Source organism: Dyadobacter sp. HNCC25DJ183 (assembly GCF_056895175.1).
In genome coordinates this window covers 284,544-306,818 of record NZ_JBXHAP010000009.1, presented here as the reverse complement: position 1 = coordinate 306,818, position 22,275 = coordinate 284,544, and the positions used below count along the sequence as shown (strand labels likewise).

17 protein-coding genes and 1 tRNA gene are annotated in these 22,275 nt (G+C 47.6%); 13 read left to right on the top strand and 5 right to left on the bottom strand.

Annotated features, from left to right (window positions below; translation table 11 throughout):
- Window positions 1-47: 47 nt before the first annotated feature.
- Window positions 48-959: a LysR family transcriptional regulator gene (locus tag AC1XTG_RS23010; protein ID WP_484843590.1), complete on the bottom strand. Its 912-nt coding sequence runs from the start codon at window positions 957-959 to the stop codon at window positions 48-50.
- A 200-nt stretch (window positions 960-1,159) separates the two neighbouring features.
- On the opposite strand from AC1XTG_RS23010, the gene AC1XTG_RS23005 reads away from it, so the two are divergent.
- The 4 genes from AC1XTG_RS23005 (at window position 1,160) to AC1XTG_RS22990 (ending at window position 5,862) form a co-directional block, all read left to right on the top strand.
- Window positions 1,160-1,867, top strand: a complete 708-nt coding sequence (locus AC1XTG_RS23005; RefSeq protein ID WP_484843589.1) for a dioxygenase family protein — start codon at window positions 1,160-1,162, stop codon at window positions 1,865-1,867.
- A 112-nt stretch (window positions 1,868-1,979) separates the two neighbouring features.
- Window positions 1,980-2,612, top strand: a complete 633-nt coding sequence (locus AC1XTG_RS23000; RefSeq protein WP_484843588.1) for a (2Fe-2S)-binding protein — start codon at window positions 1,980-1,982, stop codon at window positions 2,610-2,612.
- Window positions 2,609-3,628, top strand: a complete 1,020-nt coding sequence (locus AC1XTG_RS22995) for an FAD binding domain-containing protein (RefSeq protein ID WP_484843587.1) — start codon at window positions 2,609-2,611, stop codon at window positions 3,626-3,628. Before AC1XTG_RS23000 ends, AC1XTG_RS22995 begins: the two co-directional genes overlap by 4 nt.
- A 2-nt stretch (window positions 3,629-3,630) precedes the next feature.
- Entirely contained in the window at window positions 3,631-5,862 is a 2,232-nt protein-coding gene (locus AC1XTG_RS22990) for a xanthine dehydrogenase family protein molybdopterin-binding subunit (RefSeq protein WP_484843586.1), read from the top strand.
- Between the two features lie 175 nt (window positions 5,863-6,037).
- Here the strand turns inward: AC1XTG_RS22990 and AC1XTG_RS22985 are convergent, their stop codons facing one another.
- Window positions 6,038-6,937, bottom strand: coding sequence for a helix-turn-helix domain-containing protein (locus tag AC1XTG_RS22985; RefSeq protein WP_484843585.1), 900 nt, complete (start codon window positions 6,935-6,937; stop codon window positions 6,038-6,040).
- A 225-nt stretch (window positions 6,938-7,162) separates the two neighbouring features.
- Between AC1XTG_RS22985 and AC1XTG_RS22980 the strand changes: the two genes are divergently transcribed.
- The 5 genes from AC1XTG_RS22980 (at window position 7,163) to paoC (ending at window position 13,009) form a co-directional block, all read left to right on the top strand.
- A complete protein-coding gene (locus tag AC1XTG_RS22980; protein ID WP_484843584.1) occupies window positions 7,163-8,146 on the top strand; it encodes an aldo/keto reductase in 984 nt (327 codons plus the stop codon).
- Window positions 8,147-8,226: 80 nt separating this feature from the next.
- The gene (locus AC1XTG_RS22975; protein WP_484843583.1) at window positions 8,227-8,970 is read left to right on the top strand and encodes an SDR family oxidoreductase; all 744 of its coding nucleotides are present in this window, start codon (window positions 8,227-8,229) and stop codon (window positions 8,968-8,970) included.
- A gap of 197 nt (window positions 8,971-9,167) precedes the next feature.
- On the top strand, window positions 9,168-9,812 hold the full coding sequence (gene paoA, locus AC1XTG_RS22970; RefSeq protein ID WP_484843582.1) for an aldehyde dehydrogenase iron-sulfur subunit PaoA: 645 nt from the start codon (window positions 9,168-9,170) through the stop codon (window positions 9,810-9,812).
- A gap of 46 nt (window positions 9,813-9,858) precedes the next feature.
- Entirely contained in the window at window positions 9,859-10,809 is a 951-nt protein-coding gene (locus AC1XTG_RS22965) for an FAD binding domain-containing protein (RefSeq protein ID WP_484843581.1), read from the top strand.
- Window position 10,810: 1 nt separating this feature from the next.
- Complete coding sequence (gene paoC / locus AC1XTG_RS22960; protein ID WP_484843580.1) at window positions 10,811-13,009, top strand: aldehyde oxidoreductase molybdenum-binding subunit PaoC; 2,199 nt, start codon at window positions 10,811-10,813, stop codon at window positions 13,007-13,009.
- A gap of 152 nt (window positions 13,010-13,161) precedes the next feature.
- Here the strand turns inward: paoC and AC1XTG_RS22955 are convergent, their stop codons facing one another.
- Together AC1XTG_RS22955 and AC1XTG_RS22950 are read right to left on the bottom strand one after the other, a co-directional pair.
- Window positions 13,162-13,737 carry a Crp/Fnr family transcriptional regulator gene (locus AC1XTG_RS22955; protein WP_484843579.1) on the bottom strand — a complete coding sequence of 192 codons (576 nt, stop codon included), beginning with the start codon at window positions 13,735-13,737 and terminating at the stop codon, window positions 13,162-13,164.
- A gap of 15 nt (window positions 13,738-13,752) precedes the next feature.
- Window positions 13,753-14,106 (bottom strand): hypothetical protein, encoded by a 354-nt coding sequence (locus AC1XTG_RS22950; protein WP_484843578.1) that lies wholly within the window; start codon window positions 14,104-14,106, stop codon window positions 13,753-13,755.
- 1,438 nt (window positions 14,107-15,544) lie between these two features.
- On the opposite strand from AC1XTG_RS22950, the gene AC1XTG_RS22945 reads away from it, so the two are divergent.
- Window positions 15,545-17,857 (top strand): PAS domain-containing sensor histidine kinase, encoded by a 2,313-nt coding sequence (locus AC1XTG_RS22945; RefSeq protein WP_484843577.1) that lies wholly within the window; start codon window positions 15,545-15,547, stop codon window positions 17,855-17,857.
- 71 nt (window positions 17,858-17,928) lie between these two features.
- The gene (locus AC1XTG_RS22940; RefSeq protein ID WP_484843576.1) at window positions 17,929-18,351 is read left to right on the top strand and encodes a response regulator; all 423 of its coding nucleotides are present in this window, start codon (window positions 17,929-17,931) and stop codon (window positions 18,349-18,351) included.
- Window positions 18,352-19,570: 1,219 nt separating this feature from the next.
- Here the strand turns inward: AC1XTG_RS22940 and AC1XTG_RS22935 are convergent.
- A tRNA-Ile gene (locus AC1XTG_RS22935) sits at window positions 19,571-19,644 on the bottom strand.
- Between the two features lie 265 nt (window positions 19,645-19,909).
- On the opposite strand from AC1XTG_RS22935, the gene AC1XTG_RS22930 reads away from it, so the two are divergent.
- Both AC1XTG_RS22930 and lpxD read left to right on the top strand, forming a co-directional pair.
- On the top strand, window positions 19,910-21,142 hold the full coding sequence (locus AC1XTG_RS22930; protein WP_484843575.1) for an HD domain-containing protein: 1,233 nt from the start codon (window positions 19,910-19,912) through the stop codon (window positions 21,140-21,142).
- A gap of 71 nt (window positions 21,143-21,213) precedes the next feature.
- On the top strand, window positions 21,214-22,254 hold the full coding sequence (gene lpxD / locus AC1XTG_RS22925) for a UDP-3-O-(3-hydroxymyristoyl)glucosamine N-acyltransferase (protein ID WP_484843574.1): 1,041 nt from the start codon (window positions 21,214-21,216) through the stop codon (window positions 22,252-22,254).
- The last annotated feature ends 21 nt before the right edge of the window (window positions 22,255-22,275 follow it).

Below are 22,275 nucleotides of genomic sequence, written 5' to 3'. Positions count from 1 at the left end.
GCAGAATCCCACGCAACTAAACTCATGTCGGCCAGCTCGATGGTCTGTTACATCTGAATTTTGACCAATCCGCCCAGCGCCTGCACCAATGGCGTACATGGCTCTGTTTTGTAAATGAGCACGTGCTGAATGACGATCTCTTTAAATGGGGTCCCATCCGCGTTGGCAATCGGCACCGAGATAAGGCTGGGGTCGTGCTGTAAATCCAGAGAAGCGGGAATAAATGCAATGCCTTTGTCGGATCTTACCATACTTTTCAAAAGCTCAAACGATGGGACATAGTGCGCTATATTGCTTTCCCTGTGAAAACCCGCCCTGCGGCATACTTCTTCCAAATGACCAAAGAACAGACCGGCTTCGGGCCCGTGATCGATCCATTTTTCATTTTTCAGCTCCGCAAGTCTGACTGCCTTGCGGCCGGCAAGTGGATTATTCCGGTTCATCAAAATGCAGTAATCGGCTTGGGTATATTGATTGGCAGTCAGCCCTTCCTTCACGAGGGGAAGCACGCAAAGCCCCATATCTATTGCACCATTTGATACACTTATTTGTACCTGGACCGGATTTGGCAGTTCAACAAGCTTGATCTCAACGGCAGGGAAGCGGGAGGAAAACAGCTCTAATATTGCCATGATCCTTTCGGGCAGAATGAGCTTAAAAACACCCAGTGTGATTACCTGCTGCTTTGCTCCAACTTGCCGGACATCACGGATGGCTTTATCAGCAAGTGAAAGAATGCGTTTGGCATCTGGCAAAAAAGCTTCTCCTGTCTGGGTTAACTCTACCTTGTGAGACTTTGTTCTTTTGATTTTAACAAATAGCTCAACGCCCAGCTCAGCTTCCAATAACTTCACCTGCTGGCTTAATGCTGGCTGTGAAATAAAAAGTTTTCGGGCAGCATTACCAAAATGCAACTCGTCGGCAACATGCACGAAATATTTCAGCTGACGTAATTCCATTTCCGTATCTATATATTTGGTTTACAAATATGTAGGTTAATTCCTTCGACAAATCACACTTCCTTCTACTCTGGAAGTTCTATTTGATATTCATAAGAAATGGTTTGATTATCATTATTTACAGAGGGGTTTACAAGGCGACATTTACATCTTACAAGTCTCTAAAATATCCATTTGTACCAAACGTAAGTACAAAGCCAATGAACCGATTAGATTTTCTAAAAAAAGGATTTAACTCTCTCACTGCGCTTGCAGCTATTCCCATATTTGAAGCTTGTAAGGAGGATGAAAGTGCAGAAAACGCAGCCACCAATCCAACATCGGCGAACTGTGCTGTGACCAATTCAGAAACGGCGGGGCCATTCCCGATAAGAAGGCCGAATGATTTAATCACCAATAATATTGTTTCTGATAGAACAGGCATACCGCTGCAAATAAATATCACCATCAGAAATGTGAACACTAATTGCGAAATTTTGCCTGGCGTTCTGGTAGATATCTGGCAATGCGACAAGGACGGCTATTATTCAGAGTACGGCGGCAATGGGTCTCAATCGGTAAATTTAACGGATGTACATTTTCTTAGGGGACGCCAGATAACCAACACTGCGGGTCTGGCCTCCTGGACAAGCATTTTTCCGGGTTGGTATCCAGGCCGGGCGCCTCATATTCATGTTCATATTTACAGCCCCTCAGGCACTTCGTTACTAATCACCCAGATTGCTTTTCCCAAGGAAATTTGTGACACGGTTTACAGGCAAGGTGTTTATGCAAGTCATGGCCTGCAAGATACCACCAACGAGAGGGACATGGTCTTCGGCGATGGTGTTGCCAATGAAATGGGGCAAATATCAGGAAGCGTGGCAAATGGATTTGTGTTGAATCACACCATTAATGTAAGGGCATAGCAGCGAAGTGATCAAACCAGGCAATGCAGGGCATTTGCACGATTTTAGTAATAGTTAAGGAGTAAATACCTATTCACCATCAGAACTGTAATCATATATCACCGACATCAACATGGAGAACGAAAATAATGCCGGGGAGCCGGAAAGCACGGGCGCCTCGCGGCGCGCGTTCCTGAAAAAAACGTCCGCGCTGGCTGCCTTTGTGCTGACTCCGCCCGCCGCGGTTCATGCCGTTGAGAAGGGTCTGGACGAAAAAGTGGCGGTCGCATTTGAGCAGCAGCCGCTTCGCGTGGAGATCAACGGCGCTATGCAGCAATTATCGGTGGAGCCGCGGGTAACTTTGCTGGACTTGCTGCGTGAGCAGTTACAATTGACCGGCACCAAAAAAGGCTGCGACCACGGCCAGTGCGGGGCGTGCACGGTGCACGTGGACGGCCATCGCGTCAACTCCTGCCTCACCCTAGCCCTTACCACGGAAGGCAGCAAGGTCACCACGATCGAGGGGTTGGGAAGTGCCGACAAGCTGCATCCGATGCAGGAAGCATTTATCAAACACGATGGATTTCAATGCGGTTATTGCACACCCGGTCAGATTATGTCGGCTGTCGCCTGTATCAATGAAGGCCACGCCAATTCGCCTGATGAAGTGCGGGAATATATGAGTGGGAATATCTGCCGGTGCGGGGCCTATGCGAATATTGTGGAAGCGATCATGGAAGTTAAATCGAAAACAGGCCGGATATGAACCCATTTCAATTCACGCGTGCAAACACGCCCCAGGCGGCTGTATCGGCCGTTTCAAAAGAAAGCGGCGCTTATTTTCTGGCCGGAGGAACAAATCTGATCGACCTTGTTAAAAGAAAAGTTGTCATTCCCGAGCGGCTGGTTGACATTAACCGTCTGCCCCTGGCCACGATTGAAGAAACTACGTCGGGAATCCGCATCGGCGCGATGGCGAAAAACTCGGCGGTGGCCGATCATGCGCTGATCAAAAAGCATTTTCCGTTGTTATCCATGGCCTTGAATGCCGGCGCTTCTGCCCAGCTGCGCAATATGGCGACCGTCGGTGGCAATATGATGCAGCGCACGCGTTGTCCGTATTTTTATGATCATTCGATGCCTTGTAATAAACGTGGTCCGGTTCAATCGGGGCCCTCGAAAGGCCAGCCCAATGGCCCGACCGGATGCGGCGCGATCGGCGGTGTCAACAGGATGCATGCGATTTTTGGTACTTCTGAAAAATGCATTGCCGTGCACCCCAGCGATATGTGCATTGCACTTGCTGCATTGGACGCAACCGTCAATGTGACCGGCCCGAAAGGCAACCGAAGCATTCCGTTCGCTAATTTCCATCGCCTGCCGGGCGATGCGCCGCAGAAAGACAACACGCTGCTGCCGGGGGAGCTGATTCTCTCTGTTGACATACCAAAAAATGAACTGGGCAAATATTCGCATTACCTGAAAGTGCGCGACCGCACGTCCTATGCATTTGCGCTGGTTTCGGTGGGGGTCGCTGCGGATATGAAAGGCAAGACGATCCAGGATGTCAGGCTTGCCATGGGCGGGGTTGCCCATAAGCCCTGGCGGCTGGCAGAAGCGGAGCGTTTTCTGAAGGGAAAAGAAGCCACGCTCGAAAATTTCAGGCAGGCAGCCACGCTCGCCATGCAGGGAGCGAAAGGTTATGGCGAAAACGATTTCAAACTAACCCTGGCTCCCAATTCCATCATCGAAGCACTTCAAATCGCTACTCAAATCGTCTGACCATGAAAAAAGATACAAAAAATCCACCGCTTGACCGGGTCGACGGGCGAATGAAAGTGACCGGCGGGGCCAAATACTTTGCCGACTTCGCCATTCCCAGTATGACTTACTGCGTGATCGTTGGAAGTACCATCGCGCGGGGAACCGTTACCAGTATCGATACTAAGAAAGCGCAAAGTGCTCCTGGCGTATTGGGCGTATTTACCCATCAGAATATGCCGCCCATTCCAGGTTGGGATACCCCCGCAAACAAACAGGCAGACGGCCAGCCCCCCAAGCCTGGCACCGAAGAAAAGTACCGCATGCTGGGCGGTCCCAAAATCCTGTTCGACGGCCAGCCTATTGCGATGGTGGTTGCAGATACGTACGAACGCGCGACTTATGCAGCATCATTGGTCAAAGCAGTATATAGCAAACAAAACGCGCGTACGGATCTTGAAAAATATAAAAAAGACGAGATTACGCCCCGAGGCGGGGATTATGCCCGGGGTAATGCAAATGCTTTCGAATCAGCACCGGTGCAGCTTGAAGCGGAATATACAATTCCGATTGAAGTGCACAACCCGATGGAGTTGCATGGAATTGTTGCATACTGGACCGGCCCGGATCAGCTGATGATCTACGCCAAAACGCAGGGTGTCAATTCGACCCAGCAGGCGATGGCGCAGGCATTTAAACTGGACCCAAAAAACATCCACGTGCATACCGAATTTATGGGAGGTGGTTTTGGGATGGGGCTGCGCACCTGGCCGCAGGAAACCGCGACCGTGGCGATCGCAAAAAAAATCGGTCGTCCCGTGAAGCTGGTGATGCACCGGAGCCAGATGTTTACCATGGTTGGCCACCGTCCGTACACGGCGCAGTCCATTCAAATGGGTGCAGACAAAAACGGCAAGCTCGTTGCCATTCATCATGCGGCCACAGCCGAAACGGCCAAATACGAAGATTTTACGGAAGCGACAGTGAACATGACCAAGTTCATGTACGAATGCCCCAATGTCAGCACTCGTTACCGGCTCGTGCGGCTTGACCGAAGCGTACCGATCTGGATGCGCGGCCCCGGCGAGGCGACCGGTGCATTTGCATTGGAATCGGCCATGGACGAAATGGCGCACAAGCTTGGCATGGATCCCATCGAATTTCGGCTTAAAAACTATACGGAAACCGATCCGGAGCATAACCGGCCTTATTCAAGCAAACATTTGAAAGAAGCCTACGAGCGCGGGGCGGAGGCGATCGGCTGGAAAGACCGTAAAAACGAGCCGGGCGCCAGCAAGGAAGAAAACTGGATGAATGGTTACGGCATGAGCACGGGCGTTTTCAATGCATTCCGATGGGAAGCATCGGCCAGAGTGGTGCTTCATGCGGACGGATCGCTGATTGTGCAAAGTGCGGTGACGGATATCGGTCCGGGCACGGGGACAGCTTTGACCATGATTGCACACAATGTGCTCGATATTCCCTTCGAGCGTATTAAGGTTGAATATGGAGATACGTCACTACCCAAAGCGCCAAGTCAGGGCGGTTCAGCGATCGTTTCCGCGGTAGGCTCAGCTGTTTTTGATACGTGTACAAAAATAAAAAATGACCTGTTTGAACTGGCAGTAAAAGCAGGAGCGCCGCTTGCGGGCAGCAAAGCCGCTGATCTTTCCATAGAACAGGGAAATGTGTTTGTTTCAAATAGCCCGTCAAAAAAGGTGTCGATAGTCGAATTAATGAAGGCCAATAATCTGCCTTCCATCGCCCAAACTGCCGATTCGAAAGGGAGTGCTGAGCTGGAAAAATATTCGATGTATTCGTTCTCTGTGCATTTTGTAAAGGTAGAAGTCAATGCGCTTACCGGCGCAGTCCGGGTGACCAAAGCGGTCAGTGTAGCCGATTCAGGCCGGATTATCAGTCCCAAAACCGCAGCCAGCCAAATGATCGGCGGCGTAGCAGGCGGTATTGGAATGGCCCTGACTGAGGAAGCGATTATTGATCACCGCTATGGCCGGTTTGTCAACAATAATTTCGCCGATTACCATGTAGCCGTTCATGCAGACGTGCCTGCGATCGAAACCATTTTTATCGACAAACCCGACCCGATCATTAACCCGATGGGCGCAAAAGGAATGGGTGAGATTGCACTCATCGGATTTTCTGCGGCCGTTGCCAATGCGGTTTTTAATGCAACCGGGAAGCGGGTACGGGAGTTGCCAATCACGCCGGATAAGGTGATGCAGCAGGTGTCTTGACGCTCAATTCACCGGTAAGTCACAATGAAATTATCCACTAATTTGAATATCAGATCTGACAAAGAACCCAGCAAAGTTAATTTGCTGGTTCTTTGTCATCTGCGGCTTTCATACTATCACTCGCGGGGAATGTGTAACAAAAAGCACGTGAATCTAAATACCTGAAAACTGCATTCTAATTTAAATTTTGAAGCCCCCGAAATGTGTTTGGGGTCTGGCCAACGTGCTGTTTGAATAGCCTTGAAAAATGCTGGGGATATTTGAATCCCATTTCAAATGCGATCTCGCTCACGGTCTTGGTCTGGTCAAAAATTCTTTCTTTGGCTACATCAATCAGTTTTGCCTGAATATAGTCCTGCGCGGTTTGCCCGGTTTCTTTTCTGAATAGATCACCAAAATACTTTGTCGACAGGCTTAGCTCACTGGCAAAGTAAGCAACGGAAGGTAATCCGATCATCGTGGGCTTATCTGATAAAAAGTAATTGTTCAACAGCGTTTCAAAGCGTTCTAGAATTCCTTTATGCGCTGTTTCACGGGTCAGAAATTGCCTGTCGTAAAAGCGTTTGCAGTAATCTAAAAACAGCTCGATATTGGAAACGATCAGCTTCCGGCTGTGGTGGTCAAGGGCATGTTCGAGTTCGTAGCTGATCTTAGCGAAACAATCCATCACAATTTGTCTTTCCCGCTCGGAGATGTGCAAAGATTCGTGGGTCTGGTAGCTAAAAAAGCTGTATTCATGGATGTGCTGGTTCAATGAGGTGCTGTGCAGCAGATCCGGATGAAAAACCAGCGCGTAGCCGTTCGGCCTGTAAAGTTCGTTTTCAAGACTCACTACCTGGCCCGGCGCAAAGAAAACGAGCGTGCCTTCCTGATAATCGTAATGCTGCTTGCCGTAGCGCAAATCGCCGCATGCTACTCCTTTTAGCATCACAAAGTACAGCCCCAAATACATGGTTTTGATCTGCCGCGCCTCAGCTTTGGACAGGTCTACAACCGTCACCAAAGGATGCAGTGTTTCGTGCTGGTTGAATGCATTGTATTCACTAATAGAATCAAAGCGGATCTGATTTCCCATCGTCTTTTTTGTTAACCGATACCAAATTACTGAATTCAATTAGGCCCGACTACACACTCATTATGAATCTGGAACATTGGTACAAATATCTGGAATATATATACAAAGCGATTGCAGAAACGGCCGGAACTTTGTGACACAACAACCGAAGCTAAAAAGATAAGATTGGTTGCCAATCTTCCAATTGGCCTACCGATTTAAATGATCATCAAAAAACTAAGAAATATGCAGAAGCGAAAATTAGGAAATAACGGGCTGGAAGTTTCTGCCGTTGGGCTGGGCTGCATGGGACTGAGCTTCGGATACGGGCCTGCAACTGAAAAGCAGGAAGCCATTAAACTGATTCGTGCGGCTGTGGAGCGAGGCGTTACATTTTTTGATACAGCCGAGGCATACGGGCCATTTGCTAACGAGGAATTGCTAGGCCAGGCTCTGGAGCCATTCCGTAAAGATGTGGTGATCGCAACCAAGTTTGGTTTTTCGGGCGGGGTACCAGCCAGAGGACTTGACAGCCGGCCGGAAAATATCCGCGCTGTGGCGGAAGCTTCTTTGAAGCGTTTGCGAACGGATGTCATAGACCTGTTCTACCAGCATCGGGTAGACCCGAATGTGCCGATTGAAGAAGTTGCCGGAGCCGTAAGGGATCTGATCAGGGAAGGGAAAGTGAAACATTTCGGCCTTTCCGAAGCGGCCGTTTCGACGATTCGGAAAGCACACGCCGTGCAGCCCGTTGCCGCATTGCAAAGTGAGTATTCGCTTTGGTGGAAAGAGCCAGAGGCGGAAATCCTGCCGTCCCTGGAAGAGCTGGGAATTGGCTTTGTGCCTTTTAGTCCGCTGGGAAAAGGGTTTTTGACAGGTAAAATCAATGCTGATACGAAGTTTGACGAAAGCGATTTCAGAAATAAAGTCCCCCGGTTTGCAGAGGAAAACAGGAAAGTAAACCAGAATCTGGTCGACCTGCTTGGCCAGATTGCAGCCCAACAACAAGCCACTGCCGCACAAATTGCATTGGCATGGCTGCTGGCTCAAAAACCGTGGATAGTCCCCATTCCGGGAACCACTAAAATGCACCGGCTCGAAGAAAATCTGGGTGCTGCCGACATCCAATTAAGCGAAAATGATATAAGCGAGATCAATGCAGCGGTTTCCCAGATTGAGATCATGGGCGCACGCTATCCGGCAGAAATGCAAAAACAAATTGAACGGTAAAGAATTAGAATTTCCGCTGCCGCATTTGAAAAAGTAACATTTAAATTAAGCAAGTAGTAAGAATCAGATTAGTTGAAATTATGGAAAATATCAAAGGAAAAGTAGTTGTCATTACTGGCGCAAGCAGCGGGATGGGTGAAGCGGCTGCAAAACATTTGGCAAACTTAGGTGCATCCGTTGTGTTAGGCGCTAGAAGAACGGATAAAATAGAAAAGCTTTCAAAACAAATCAATGACACTGGTGGGAAGTCACTTGCCGTTGCCGTGGACGTAACCAAAAGGGATGAGGTAAAGCAATTCATCGATTCTGCGGTGCAGCATTTCGGTCGGGTGGACGTGATCCTGAATAATGCGGGAATCATGCCGCTATCCCCGATTGACCGTCTGAATGTTGACGAATGGGATGCAATGATTGACGTGAACATTAAAGGCGTGCTGAATGGCATTGCCGCTGTGCTGCCATACATGAAAGAGCAGAAATCAGGACAAATCATTAATACTGCTTCCGTTGCCGGACATAAGATATTCGGCGGTTCTGCGGTTTATTCCGCTACCAAGTTCGCTGTGCGCGCATTGAGCGAAGGATTGCGAATGGAAGTGAAGCCTTACAATATCCGCACCACAATCGTTTGTCCCGGCGCAGTGAAGACCGAGCTACTCGATCATATTACCGAGGCCGATATCCAGAAAGCCAACCAGGATTACGTGGGAACCGTAGGGATCAGTCCCGATAGTTTTGCGCGTGTGGTTGCCTTCGCGATCAGTCAGCCGGATGACGTAGATATCAATGAAGTGATCTTCCGTCCGACCGCGCAGGAACTATAACAATTCCTTTTGGACAGTTTGATATTCATAAGCAATTGTTTGATATCCTACATTCTGCTCAATAGCGTCAGCTTATATTGGGAATATCAAAATAGTGCAGAATGATCGGGATTTTGTGACTAAGTACTACCGACCTTGCTTACTTCAACACGATATGGCAATGTAAGTCAACAAGTTATACGTAAATGGGCGAAACTATGAAAGAAGAAAATTCAGCAGGCCACATCAGCCGGCGCGAAATGCTGGCCGGGACTGCCATGGCAGTCACTACACTGGCTCTTACCAAGGTAACCGGAGTAGAGGCTGCGCCACCGCCGCAGGCTGTTGTGCCGGTTGTATCGGCTGAGGTATCGTTCACCGTAAACGGAAAGTTCCAGAAACTTGAAATCGATACCAGGACAACATTGCTGGACTCGCTTCGGGAACATTTGCACCTGACAGGCACCAAAAAGGGTTGTGATCATGGACAGTGCGGTGCCTGCACAGTGCTTGTTAATGGAAAGCGCATCAACTCTTGCCTTTCGCTCGCATTGCAGCACGAGAATGATTCGATCACGACAATCGAGGGGCTTGGCACACCAGAGCAGCTGCATCCGATGCAGGCCGCATTTATCAAGCACGACGGATACCAATGCGGCTATTGCACGCCGGGACAGATCTGTTCGGCCGTGGCAGTGCTGGAAGAGATAAAGGCTGGCATCCCCAGCCATGCCAGTAGCGATCTGAATGCTGAGATGTCATTTACCAATGCAGAATTCCGGGAAAGAATGAGCGGCAACATCTGCCGCTGCGGCGCATACTCCAACATTGCCGAGGCAGCAGCAGAGGTTGCAGGCACATAACATAAAGGGTGCCCACTGCATTTTTCACGAAAAGACATTCCATCCCATGAAAACATTCACATACGAGCGCGTTACCACGCCGGCCGAGGCGGCCGCAGCCGTTGCCGCCAAGCCCGGCGCTAAATTTTTGGCAGGCGGCACAAACCTGCTCGATCTGATGAAATTACAGATCGAGACGCCTTCACACCTGATCGATATTGGCCGGATCGGACTGGATAAAATTGAACCGACAGCAAATGGCGGGGTAAGGATAGGCGCACTGGTCAGTAACACAGACCTTGCGGCAGACCCGCGTATCCGTAAAGACTATGGTGTTTTGTCCAGGGCATTGGTTGCGGGAGCCTCGGGACAACTTCGCAATAAGGCCACGACGGCAGGCAACCTTTTGCAGCGTACGCGGTGCCCGTATTTTTATGATACCAACCAGCAATGCAACAAACGCGTGCCTGGCAGCGGGTGTGCGGCAATCGCCGGATTCAGTAAACAACTTGCCGTCATCGGCAGCAGCGACGCCTGCATTGCAACTTATCCCGGCGATATGGCCGTGGCCATGACGGCGCTTGACGCCGTGGTGGAAACCATTAATCCCGCTGGCGCGAGCCGGCAGATCCCTATTTCGAAACTTTATCGTTTGCCGGGAAAAACCCCTCATTTAGAGAATACGCTGGAAAAGAACGAGCTGATCACATCTGTGGTTCTGCCTGCCCCAGCCGGAGGCACGCACATTTATCATAAAGTCCGTGACCGGGCTTCTTACGCATTTGCCCTGGTGTCGGTTGCAGCCATTTTGTTCAAAGACGGAAGCGGCAGGATCGCCGTTGGCGGCATTGCTCCAAAGCCATGGCGCGTTCCGGGCGCTGAAAGTCTGTTGCCATCGGGCTCAAAGGTATTTACTGCAAAAATTCTCGAGGGCGCCAGGCCTACCAGGGACAATGAATTCAAAATCAGTCTGGTAGAACGTACTATTGAACTAGTCTTAAAACAAGGGAAAAGCTGATATGAAATTCGATAAACCAGCAGGGCAGAACCCTATCGACCAGTTAAAGGTCGTTGGCAAGCCAACCGACCGCGTGGAAGGCCCTTTGAAAACAACGGGTACGGCCAAGTATGCCTACGAATATAATGAAGAGGTCACTAATCCTGCCTACGGCTATATTTTAGGAGCCGCCATTGCACGAGGAACGATCACGCGCATTGACCAGACTGCGGCCAAAGCAGCGCCAGGCGTACTGGCGGTTGTGACCGCTGGCAATGCGGGTCCATTACAGACTGGCAAGTTTTACGTCAGCCGTTTTCTGGCCGGCCCGCAGGTCGACCATTATCATCAGGCCGTTGCCATTGTCGTAGCCGAAACCTTTGAACAGGCAAGGTCAGCAGCCGCACTTTTAAAAGTTGAATACAAAAAAATTAAGGGTAATTGTGACCTGGAAGCTTCAAAAGATAGCGCCGGGCCTCCTGCGCCAGGTCCATATACCCCTCCGGCGGAAACGCTTATAGGTGATTTTGAAGGTGCATTTCAAACGGCCCAGGTAAAATTAGATCAGTCTTACTCGACGCCCGATCAGGCGCATGCCATGATGGAGCCTCATGCAACCATTGCAAAATGGGATGGCAACAAACTTACCTGCTGGTGTACGATACAGCAGCTGAATTGGGGTGTTCGCGACCTTGCCATCATTTTGGGTATGCCCAAAGAAAATGTGCGGCTTATCTCATCTTACATTGGCGGAGGCTTTGGCGGAAAGGGTACGGTGCTATCAGACCTGGTAGCGGCAAGCCTGGCGGCGCGTGCCGCTGGCCGGCCGGTAAAGCTGACCTTACAGCGTCCGCTTATGTTCAATAACACCATTCACAGGCCTAAAACCATACAGCGGATCCGGATCGGGGCAGAACCAGACGGAACCATTACGGCGATCGGCCATGAAAGCTGGTCGGGCAACCTGCCAGGTGGCATGACTGAATCTACTATCGCATCAACGCGGTTGCTATATGCCGGGGCCAACAGGCTCACCAGGCTCCGGCTCGCTGTTTTGCACCTTGTTGAGGGAAGCGCGATGCGCGCGCCGGGAGAAGCATCGGGTATGATGGCCTTGGAAATAGCGATGGATGAAATGGCCGAAAAGCTTCAAATGGATCCTGTCGATTTCCGGATCAAAAATGATACGCAGGATGATCCCGAAAAACCAGGTCGTAAATTTTCGACCCGTAAACTGGTCGAATGCCTGCGTGAGGGAGCTGATCAATTTGGCTGGAAGAACCGGAATGCCGTGCCGGGTGCTGTCAAAGACGGAGACTGGCTTATTGGGATGGGCGTCGCATCTGCTATGCGCGGCGCGCCTATTGTTAAGTCAGCAGCACGCGTGCGGCTAGACAAAAGCGGTAAAATCACTGTGGAAACAGACATGACCGATATCGGTACGGGCAGCTATACCATCATCGCACAAACCGCAGCGGAAATGATGGGCGTCGAAATCGGTCAGGTCAAGGTGAAGCTTGGGGATTCATCCTTTCCTGAATCGTCGGGATCCGGCGGGCAGTTGGGTGCAGCGTCTTCCACATCCGGCGTATATGCGGCCTGCGTAAAACTGCGTGAGGCAGTAGCTAATGCGCTTGGTTTTGATATCGAGAAGGCCGTTTTTTCCGATGGACGTGTGCATGCTGGCGATCGCAGTGCTGCTTTGGCTGAGGCTGCAAAAAATGGGGAGCTTATTGCAGAGGATGAGATGACATACGGAGAGCTCTCAAAAGAATACGCGCAGGACACCTTCGGGGCGCATTTTGTTGAGGTCGGAGTGAATGCGTTGACATACGAGGTCCGGGTAAGAAGAATGTTGGCAGTCTGCCACGCAGGCCGGATATTGAATCCAAAGGCGGCCCGCAGCCAGGTCATCGGCGCGATGACGATGGGAGTTGGGGCCGCATTGATGGAAGAAATGGTAGTCGACAAGCGGGTTGGGTTTTTTGTAAACCATGACCTTGCCGGTTACGAGGTCCCTGTTCATGCGGACATCCCGTATCAGGAAGTGATTCTGCTGGAAGATATTGACCCGACCATGTCTCCCATGAAAGCAAAAGGAATCGGCGAACTGGGAATTGTTGGTGTGGCAGCAGCCGTAGCCAATGCGGTTTATAATGCGACAGGGATCAGGGTTCGGGACTATCCTGTTACGGTTGACAAGCTTTTAAAAGCAGTTTAGTGTTTGCTTGACCATCCGAGTCCACAGTTGAACAAGCTTGTTTCAAAAATCAACGATGGAAATGGAAAACCTCTTTGGTGACTCACTCCTTAACAATATAGTCCTGCGAAACTGCATGCTTCACTGTATCCTTGTTTATTAAAGTAGCTAACTCAAAGACCGCTTTCCTTTCGCATCATACTCAGGAACGCAGGCGTAATGCCTAAATAACTGGCGATGTGTTTTTGAGCAATACGCTGCTCCAACCGGGGGTGGTGCTTACGGAACTCGATGTAGCGTTCTTCGGCAGTTTTGTAAAGTTGGGAGGTTATCCGGCGCTGATAAAGCTCAAAGCCGTTTTGGTTAAGGATACGAAAAAATCGCTCAAACTTTGGGATAGTTTCGAACAGTTTTTCCAGTTGTGGTAAAGAAATGTAGTATACCTCGCTGTCTTCCAGGGCCTGAATGGCATTTGCTGCTGGTTTTACCGTGAAAAAGCTCACAATATCGCACGTCCACCAGTTTTCGGGATAAAAACCAATGATATGATCTTCCCCGCTCTTATCAGTGTAAAACATACGCAGACAGCCTCGTTTTACAAAATAAATGTAACGGTCAATCTCTCCTGCGTGCAGCAGCCAGGTGCGCTTCTTGACCGCCATGAGCTGAAAAAAGGCAAGCGCCTGCTCCTGCTGGGCAGGGGCAAGCGCTATGTGCATGGCAAAATTATTCAGGATAAGCTGGTGCATGAGCGAAGATACCTATTACAATGCAAACGGGCGTGTCATGTACAGTTTCAGGTCGCCCAAAGCGGCCAGGCGCAGTGGTTCTGCAACTTGCCGGTATGCATCGCTTTGCGCAACGGTCAGAAATGCTTCCACGCTAGTATATTCCACGAGCAGAATGGCATCCCAGTCTTCGCCTTCATCGGCTATTACGCTGGCCAGTACATCGCTCAGCAGATTTACTTTCGCATCCAACCCTAACTGTTCCATCACGCCGTGAAATGCCGGAAGATACTCTTCAATGTAAAGGCGGCGGTCTGTGAATTTAAGCATATTCAGCATCAATACCGGGCCTGTGCCTTGCACGGTGTCCGGAATAGTTACTACTCTCATTTTTCTGCTATGTTTTTCAAAATTTTCCATAGCCCAAAGTTCGACCGACCAGAACAAAAAAAAGTTTAGCTAGTTGAAGATTTTGAGAAATTTTGATGAGTAGCAACCAAGGTGTATAGGCATAAAAACATCGCTAACCTTGCCGTCGGGCTAGGGGATGATCCAGCCATGAACTTTAAATCTGCGCTCTTTAATTCCATTCTGTATAGTCAGAATGCCACTATATTTTGTGTCAGCGAGAGAGTCTTTGACTTCTTCTTTCAGAGTCAGTCTGGCATTGTACTTATCCGAGGAAAAGTACATGGTCAATCCCTTGCGCCCCCTAAGGGTTATCGTGTGGTTAATGAAGATTTTTTGTCCGTCAATAATTATGAAACCTTTCTTTAAGGGGTTAGCGACAAATATGTATTCATGTTTGGACACGGGTGTCGATGCATGACTAATATAGTACCCCTCTTGATTTGGGAACGGGTTTTCGGTAATGATGGATAATTTTAAAGAGTCAATCGAAGGGGACCCACCGTAGCAAACCGCTAGGTTAAAGATAACGCCTATAATGACTAGCAAAATCCGCATATCAATCACAAGGTTTAAGTTTAAAAAAGCGTGACTAAAAGGGAAATTAAGGACCAGGAAGTTAGATGCCTTCCCAGTCTTTTTTAGAACGTTGAGCATTAATGTTGTTCTCCAAGAAGCATTTTAGTGCTCCTGGTAGCAAACAGATTTCAAGGGGTAGTGCCATTAACACCCCGTTCAGTTGAGTGAATGGTGGGTTGAAAGCTAACTGCCATCTGCGGCTTAGCGTAGTCTGGTTTTATGGATTGCTCACGCGCCTGTTTGATAAAAGACAAAGCGTTAAAAATAGGAGGGATATTAGTAAAGTACCTTTATTTTTCATAAGTATGCGGATAGTGCGGTTTCTCGCAAACGCTCAAATATAAGGAATTTTCTTAGACAAAAAATCAGCCTCATATCTTGTTAAATGCCTATTAGGTAGCTAAATGATTACTTATTTACAGAAAAACAGTAATTATTTGCAACTGCATAATACTTAGTAAGTAAGCGTTACTCCATAAAAATGAGATCCTCTATAACTTAGAATAGTTATAAATTAGCTTGCTTGCTTTTTTACATTTCACGCAATAGATGGAATAGCATGTATTTCAGCAACCATCGTTGACCTTTTGAGCTGAAAGCAGAATGGATGGAATTTGGAGAATGTTACAGATAGCAGTCCTTTTTTTATCTTTGACTATTTAGGAGCGTAACACTTTGTTTTGAAGGTCAGTTAACGCTACGTTTCACTTCATTCAGCGCTAATTTGATTACCCTTACAATACCTGGGCTTGCACAGGCAAAGCGAGATCATCAATCTTTCATAGATTCGATACGACGCAGCATAAGCAGCCGAACTGACAATCTTAGTGAGGAAAATGCCATGAGCCAATATGCTTTGGGGCTTGGGCCCTGGCTGTACGCTCATGCGTTGGCAGCTTATCCTAACATCCAGGATCTTCTTATCATTGAAGACCTGCATGGGCAAATACATAAGCTGGCTGCTCATACAGAGGATCTGCTCAGGATCAATGAAGTTGAGCTGGCCAAAGCTGTTTTTGATCAAATACTGGCATTGGATAATATCTTTTGCCAAAAGCTGGCCACGCTTGAGCAGGAAAATCCAATAGTCTCCCATACCAGCCAAGACTCCTTCTCTTATGAGCCGCAAAAAACCGGCAAGCAGGAATTGCTCGAAGTAATGATTGATAAGGCGCCAGCAGCCATGATGATAATGACTGGTCCTGATCACGTTATTTCCATTGCTAATCAACGTATGCTAGATATGCTGGGAAAGGGCAGTGCAATCATTGGCAAGCCAGCCTGGCTTGCAGTCCCGGAAATACAGGTGCAGCCCTACCTCGCTATATTGGATTCTGTCTTACAAAGTGGAAAGGCATATACGGCAAAGGGTATGCCGGGCCATTTATCCAAAGACGGGGTGGTGAGCAGTCACTATTTCGATTTCACATACAGTCCACTGCTAGATTCTAAAGGGATTGTCTATGGGGTGATCGCCGTAACGGTTGAAGTTACTGAAAATGTAATGTCGGACTTAGCCACTCAGAAAAGTCAAACTGCACTCAGGGAGGCTGAGATGGATAGTCAGATCAAAACAGCGGTATTGGACTATTGTGAGCTGATCATTGGCATTAGCGATCTGGAACCGATGCCTGAGCCTTTATACAACAATCAATATACGTTGAAAAAGCTGGGTTGGCAGCATAACAAAGGCCGTACCCTTATTGATGCAGTGTATCCCGAAGACCGGGAGTTTGTCCTGCGTGTACTTCCCGAGATATTTGCTCAAAAAGGGGGAAGCCATGAAATACGGCTGTGGAACGAGGTGACAAAAGAACCATTTTGGGTTCAATGGAATGTGATGGTCATCGATAATCCTCAGACAGGACTCCCAGCAATTCTTGCCACAGTAAGCCCTGACATTACCGAACGGAAAGAGCAGCAATTGTTAATGCAACAACAGCAACAATCGCTGCTGAATGCGATTGAGGTAGCCCAGCTTGGTACCTGGAGCATGGATATTGCTACGCAGAAAACGACGTTTTCCCGCCGTCATCTTGACATGTTTGGTGTATTGGCACAAGAGATGAGCCTTACCCAGGCAATAAGCCATGTTATTGAAGGCGAACGCCAGGGATTGGCCGATGCATTTTTTTATGCACTTCATTCTGGAAGTGATGGCAAGTTTGAGGCAGAATATACGATTCGGCATGCGATCACAAATCAGCTGCACATTATCCATTCTAAAGGACAAACCATCTACGATACATCTGGCAACGCCGTCAGCATTTCAGGGATTGCCCAAGATGTGACGGTTTTAAGAAACCAGCAGCAAACCCTTGAATCCCTGGTTGAACAGCGAACCCAGGAATTGGATGCGACCAATAAAGAACTGGAAATTGGAAACCAGAAGTTGCAGTACGCAAATCTATTGCTAAGCCGCTCCAATGAGGATTTAAACAGGTTTGCTTATGTGGCCTCACATGACTTGCAAGAACCCCTTCGAAAGATTCAGCAATTTGGGAGTCGGTTGAATACGGAGTATGAAGCAGCATCACCAAAGGCAAAAGATTATTTGCAAAGGATGATTGCAGCCGTAGAGCGGATGTCAAATCTTATCAGTGACCTGCTGACATTCTCCCGTATCTCTACAAATAACGCCCCGACTCAAAGTGTTTCACTACACCTACTTATACAACAAGTGCTGATAGAATTGGATGTACAGATCACCGAGGCAAATGCGGTATTCGAAATTGGCTCTTTACCTGAGCTTGAAGGAAACCCTACCCATCTTGGTCAGCTTTTTCAGAATTTAATTAGCAATGCTATTAAGTTTCGAAAAACCGACGATGCTGGCGCTTTCATACCCCCAACAATTAAGATCTATGCCAACAAAATTGCTTATGCAGATTTGCCAGTAATAACCCAGCCTTTAGGCAAGGCTTCATATTATCATCAGATCAATGTGAGCGACAATGGTATTGGTTTCAACGAAATTTATCTTGACCGTATTTTTCAGGTTTTCCAGCGCTTGCATGGCAGGAGTGAATATTCGGGAACTGGCATTGGCCTTGCAATTTGTGAACGCATAGTAACCAGTTTGGGTGGGGTTATCACTGCCAGCAGTGTTCCAGGAGTTGGTGCAACGTTCCAGGTCTACATTCCACAAACTTAGTTATTGGCCATTCATTCCTGCCCTTAACCTACGGTGGCAAGGTTTTTAAACCAACAATCATAAAAAGCAATATGGGATACGGTCCAATACTATACGTTGGTGGAGATGAAGATGATCGCTATCTGGTTACAGAAGCGTTAGAAGCAATCGGGTCTACCAGCAAAGTGATTAATTTCGACAATGGCCAGGGACTGATAAATTATTTGAACAGCAGCAAGGAAAGGCCTTTTATCATTTTATGTGACTTATACCTTCCGCAAATGACAGGTTTGGAGCTTAAAGACGCTATCAATGCTGATGAAGTATTGAAGCGGCGGGCCATTCCATTTATTTTTCTATCAGAATCTGTAAATCCAAGCGATGTTGATAATGCTTACATGTCACTAGTTCAAGGATTTTATGTAAAGGCACCAACCTTTGAAGGTTTGAAAAGCCAACTCAGTGCTATTTGCCAGTATTGGGAGCGTGCAACTTTGCCAGGCGAAAGACGGTAGGGATTATTCAAACATGTGAGCTTTTATGCATTGCGCAAAAAGTTTATGCTGTTTTACCAGCTAGATGGTCTTTGTTCTTCCCACATTTCTCGTTTTATCAGTGTATGCCGAACCGGTGGTTTTCCGTACTCTTAGAGCCTTTCCGGTCCTGAATATTGGTACCTATATCATGGCGATTTAGTTCTGAAATTTTCATGCAAAAGAGTCCTGCAGTTTAAATCGGAGATCTGATTCCAGGACCATCAGGTATGTAATAAAACGAACGTTTTTGTAAATAACTGGTTTTCGCAGGTTTTATGCTTAAATCATTGTTTGTATTTTTATATAAAATAACAAAATGTATTAAACCTGATTTTGTTAAGTATTGTAAATAAATCATTGCTGCGCAAGGGTTTCAGCACAAGAGCAGAATTTAGACCTGCAACTTGATGCTTTGATAACGGAAGGTTGTAAGCTAGTCTTTACCGCTAAGATCTTCGGAGTAAATGCGAGTAAGCCAGACTTCGAAAAAGTTGTTAGAATACGCCCGACCTGGTGATGATACTAGTAGTGCAACGGGCAATCCGTTTTTCAATTTATATGAGTGTTGGCCGAACACGAAAGTAACATATACACCAGCAAACAAAAGCAGGACAAGGGTCAGCCCAGGCGAGAGCGAAATCCGGAGGCAGAGCTGAAAGGTAGTGAGCGTTACCATAAAATAGCTTCGGAAGTAGAAGAGATATATGAGAAGACAGCCGGAGTACGGATGAAATTTGAGAAATGTTCAAAATAAAAAGCCAACCTCCATATCTATAAGGATAATTGGTTTAAAATCGGAAAGTGTCACATGTAATAGATTTGATCTATGACCACGTGCGAGCAAATTATACGGTGGTTTTTCTGTACTCTTGGCCTTGGTGATCTTCCTTCCCTCTTAGTTCTCAAATAGCTATTTTCTCCACCTTTAATTTACAGATTAGTGGTACACCAAAACAAATTACTGGATGATTCAGACGGATACGTTAAACTGTACTATTTAGAATGGTAATTAGGTATGTACTGGGTCGAAATTGTCAATGCAGGCCTCAAGAAGAAATTCAGTTGCAATAAAATAGATGCTCAGGAAAGTTTTGTTTCGGCGTCGTGCACACCACTTCCCTAAAAAAGCTATTGCAACTTTTATTGCAACCAAAAGAAAAAGGACTTAGCTTTTTTAGCTAAGTCCTTGATTTTCAAGTGGGCCCACCTGGAATCGAACCAGGCACCTACTGATTATGAGTCAGTTGCTCTAACCGAATGAGCTATAGGCCCTTGTTTACTTTTTATTCTGCCTGGGATCGAAGCGGATCGCCGCCCCGGCAGGCACCTAATGATTATGAGCCTCAGTGGAACTGCGGCCGCCGCGCGGTCAGTTGCTCTAACCTACCGGCCAAACGTTTTTTGTGAGCTATAGGCCCGGCCAAACTTTGGTTTGGAGTGCAAAAATAGCTAAACCGTGCAATTCTCCAAACGATCATAGCAAGAATAACTGCTTTTGTCCGTTGCTTCTTTTATTACTTTTGGGGAAAAATTGGCTTTGAATAAAAGAAAGATAATTAACGATCCCGTTTACGGGTTTATCACTATTTCGTCTGATCTGCTCTATGACCTGGTAGATCATCCGTTTCTGCAACGACTTAGAAGAATCAAGCAGCTCGGGCTTGCCGATATTGTTTATCCGGGTGCATTGCATACGCGCTTTCATCACGCACTTGGCGCAATGCACCTGATGAGCCAGGCGCTCAAAGCCTTACAGGAAAAAGGACACCTGATCTGGCAGTCGGAGCTTGAAGCTGCGCAGGCTGCTATCCTCCTGCATGACCTCGGCCACGGACCTTTTTCGCATGTATTGGAAAGCGTAATGCTGCCCGGTGTGGAGCATGAAGCAATTACCCTTTCGATGATGAAGGAGCTCAACAGGCAAATGGATGGAAGATTAGATATGGCCATTCAAATGTTTGAGGGCACTTACCCGCGCCAGTTTTTTCACCAGATGATTTCCAGTCAGCTCGATATGGACCGGATGGATTACCTCAATCGCGACAGTTTTTACACCGGGGTTATCGAAGGTTCCATTGGCGCAGACAGGCTGATCAAAATGCTTGATATCAGTGGCGACGAACTGGTAGTAGAGGAAAAAGCACTTCTGAGCATAGAAAACTTCCTGCATGCGCGCCGCCTGATGTACTGGCAGGTATATCTCCACAAAACACTCCTGAGTGCGCAGGCAATGCTGACCCAGATCCTTTTCCGTGCCCGGGAATTGACTGCTAATGGCACCATTTTGTTTGCTACACCTGATTTTGAAAGGTTTTTGCACAACAGGTTCAAAATCGAGGACTTCGATTCCGAGCCGGGTTTAATGCAAGCTTTCAACGGATTGGACGATAATGACGTATGGGCTTCTGTGAAAGGATGGAAAACACACGAAGACCTGGTTCTTTCCGTTTTATGCAGAAAGTTGCTGGACCGGGATTTATTTAAAATCCAGTTTTATGATCAGCAGCCTGGTGAAGAAGTGCTGGAACCGCTGCGGAAGCAGTTGCGCAGCGCGGGCGTAAGGGAGGAAGAAATGGATTATTTTTTGATTGAAGGTGAAACCACCAACTGGGCTTACGCCAAAGAACAAGACCCTATCCGCGTGAAAATGAAGAATGGGAATTTGCTCGATATAGCCGATGCATCGGATATTCCGACCATCGAAGCGCTGACTAAGATTGTACGCAAGTACTATGTATGTTGGGCTAAAAATGTATCTTTGCGTGGTTAGCAAGGATCATATCAAGAAGGAGCCGTCATACTAATTTACGCAACATACTCGAAACACATTAGCCGAAAAATATGAAATTTACTGTCAGCGAGATTGCCCAAATGCTTGATGGAACCATTGTTGGAGATGAAAAAATTACAATTGATTCGGCTGCTAAAATTGAAGAAGGGCGTCCGGGCTGCATATCTTTTTTAGCCAACAGTAAATACGAAGCTTACGTTTATTCAACCGGATCTTCCGCGGTTATCGTTAACAAGGACTTTGCTCCCAAGAAAGAAGTTTCGGCTACATTAATCTACGTCGAAAACGCTTACACTGCATTTACAATTCTTCTTGAAGAATATCAGAAACGCCTTGCAAAGAACAAGTCGGGTGTAGAACAACCCAGCTTTATCGGTGAGAACAGTCAGGTAGGCGCTGACGTTTACCGCGGCGCTTTCTCCTATATTGGTAAAAATTGCATTGTTGGTGATAATGTTAAAATCCACCCGCATAGTTTTCTTGGTGACAATGTGACGATCGGGGATAACACGGTGGTCCATCCCGGTGCTCGTATTTATCAGAATACAATTGTTGGTAAAAACTGCGTGATCTCCGCCAATGCGGTAATTGGCAGCGACGGGTTCGGCTTTGCGCCGCAAACCGACGGAAGCTACAAAGCGATCCCGCAGCTTGGCAATGTGATCATTGAAGACGATGTAAGTATCGGGTCCAATACGACGATTGATTGCGCTACAATGGGCTCGACCATTATCCGGCAAGGTGTCAAAATAGATAACCTGGTGCAGATTGCCCATAATGTAGAGATAGGAAAAAATACCGTAATTGCAGCACAGTCAGGTATCTCCGGATCTACGACGATCGGGGAACAATGTGTGATAGCTGGGCAGGTAGGTGTAGTTGGTCACATTTCGGTTGCAAATAAAACCAAGATCGGCGCACAAAGCGGACTTGGCAAATCGGTTAAAAAAGAAGGACTTTCTTTCTCAGGATCTCCTGCGCGGGATTTGAACGAACATCTGAGATCCATGGCGCTGGTAAGAAGGCTGCCTGAAATAGAAGAACGATTGAAAGACCTTGAACGGAAGCAGGAAACCTCTGACTTTCAATAGAATACTGCCGGTACCCCAACA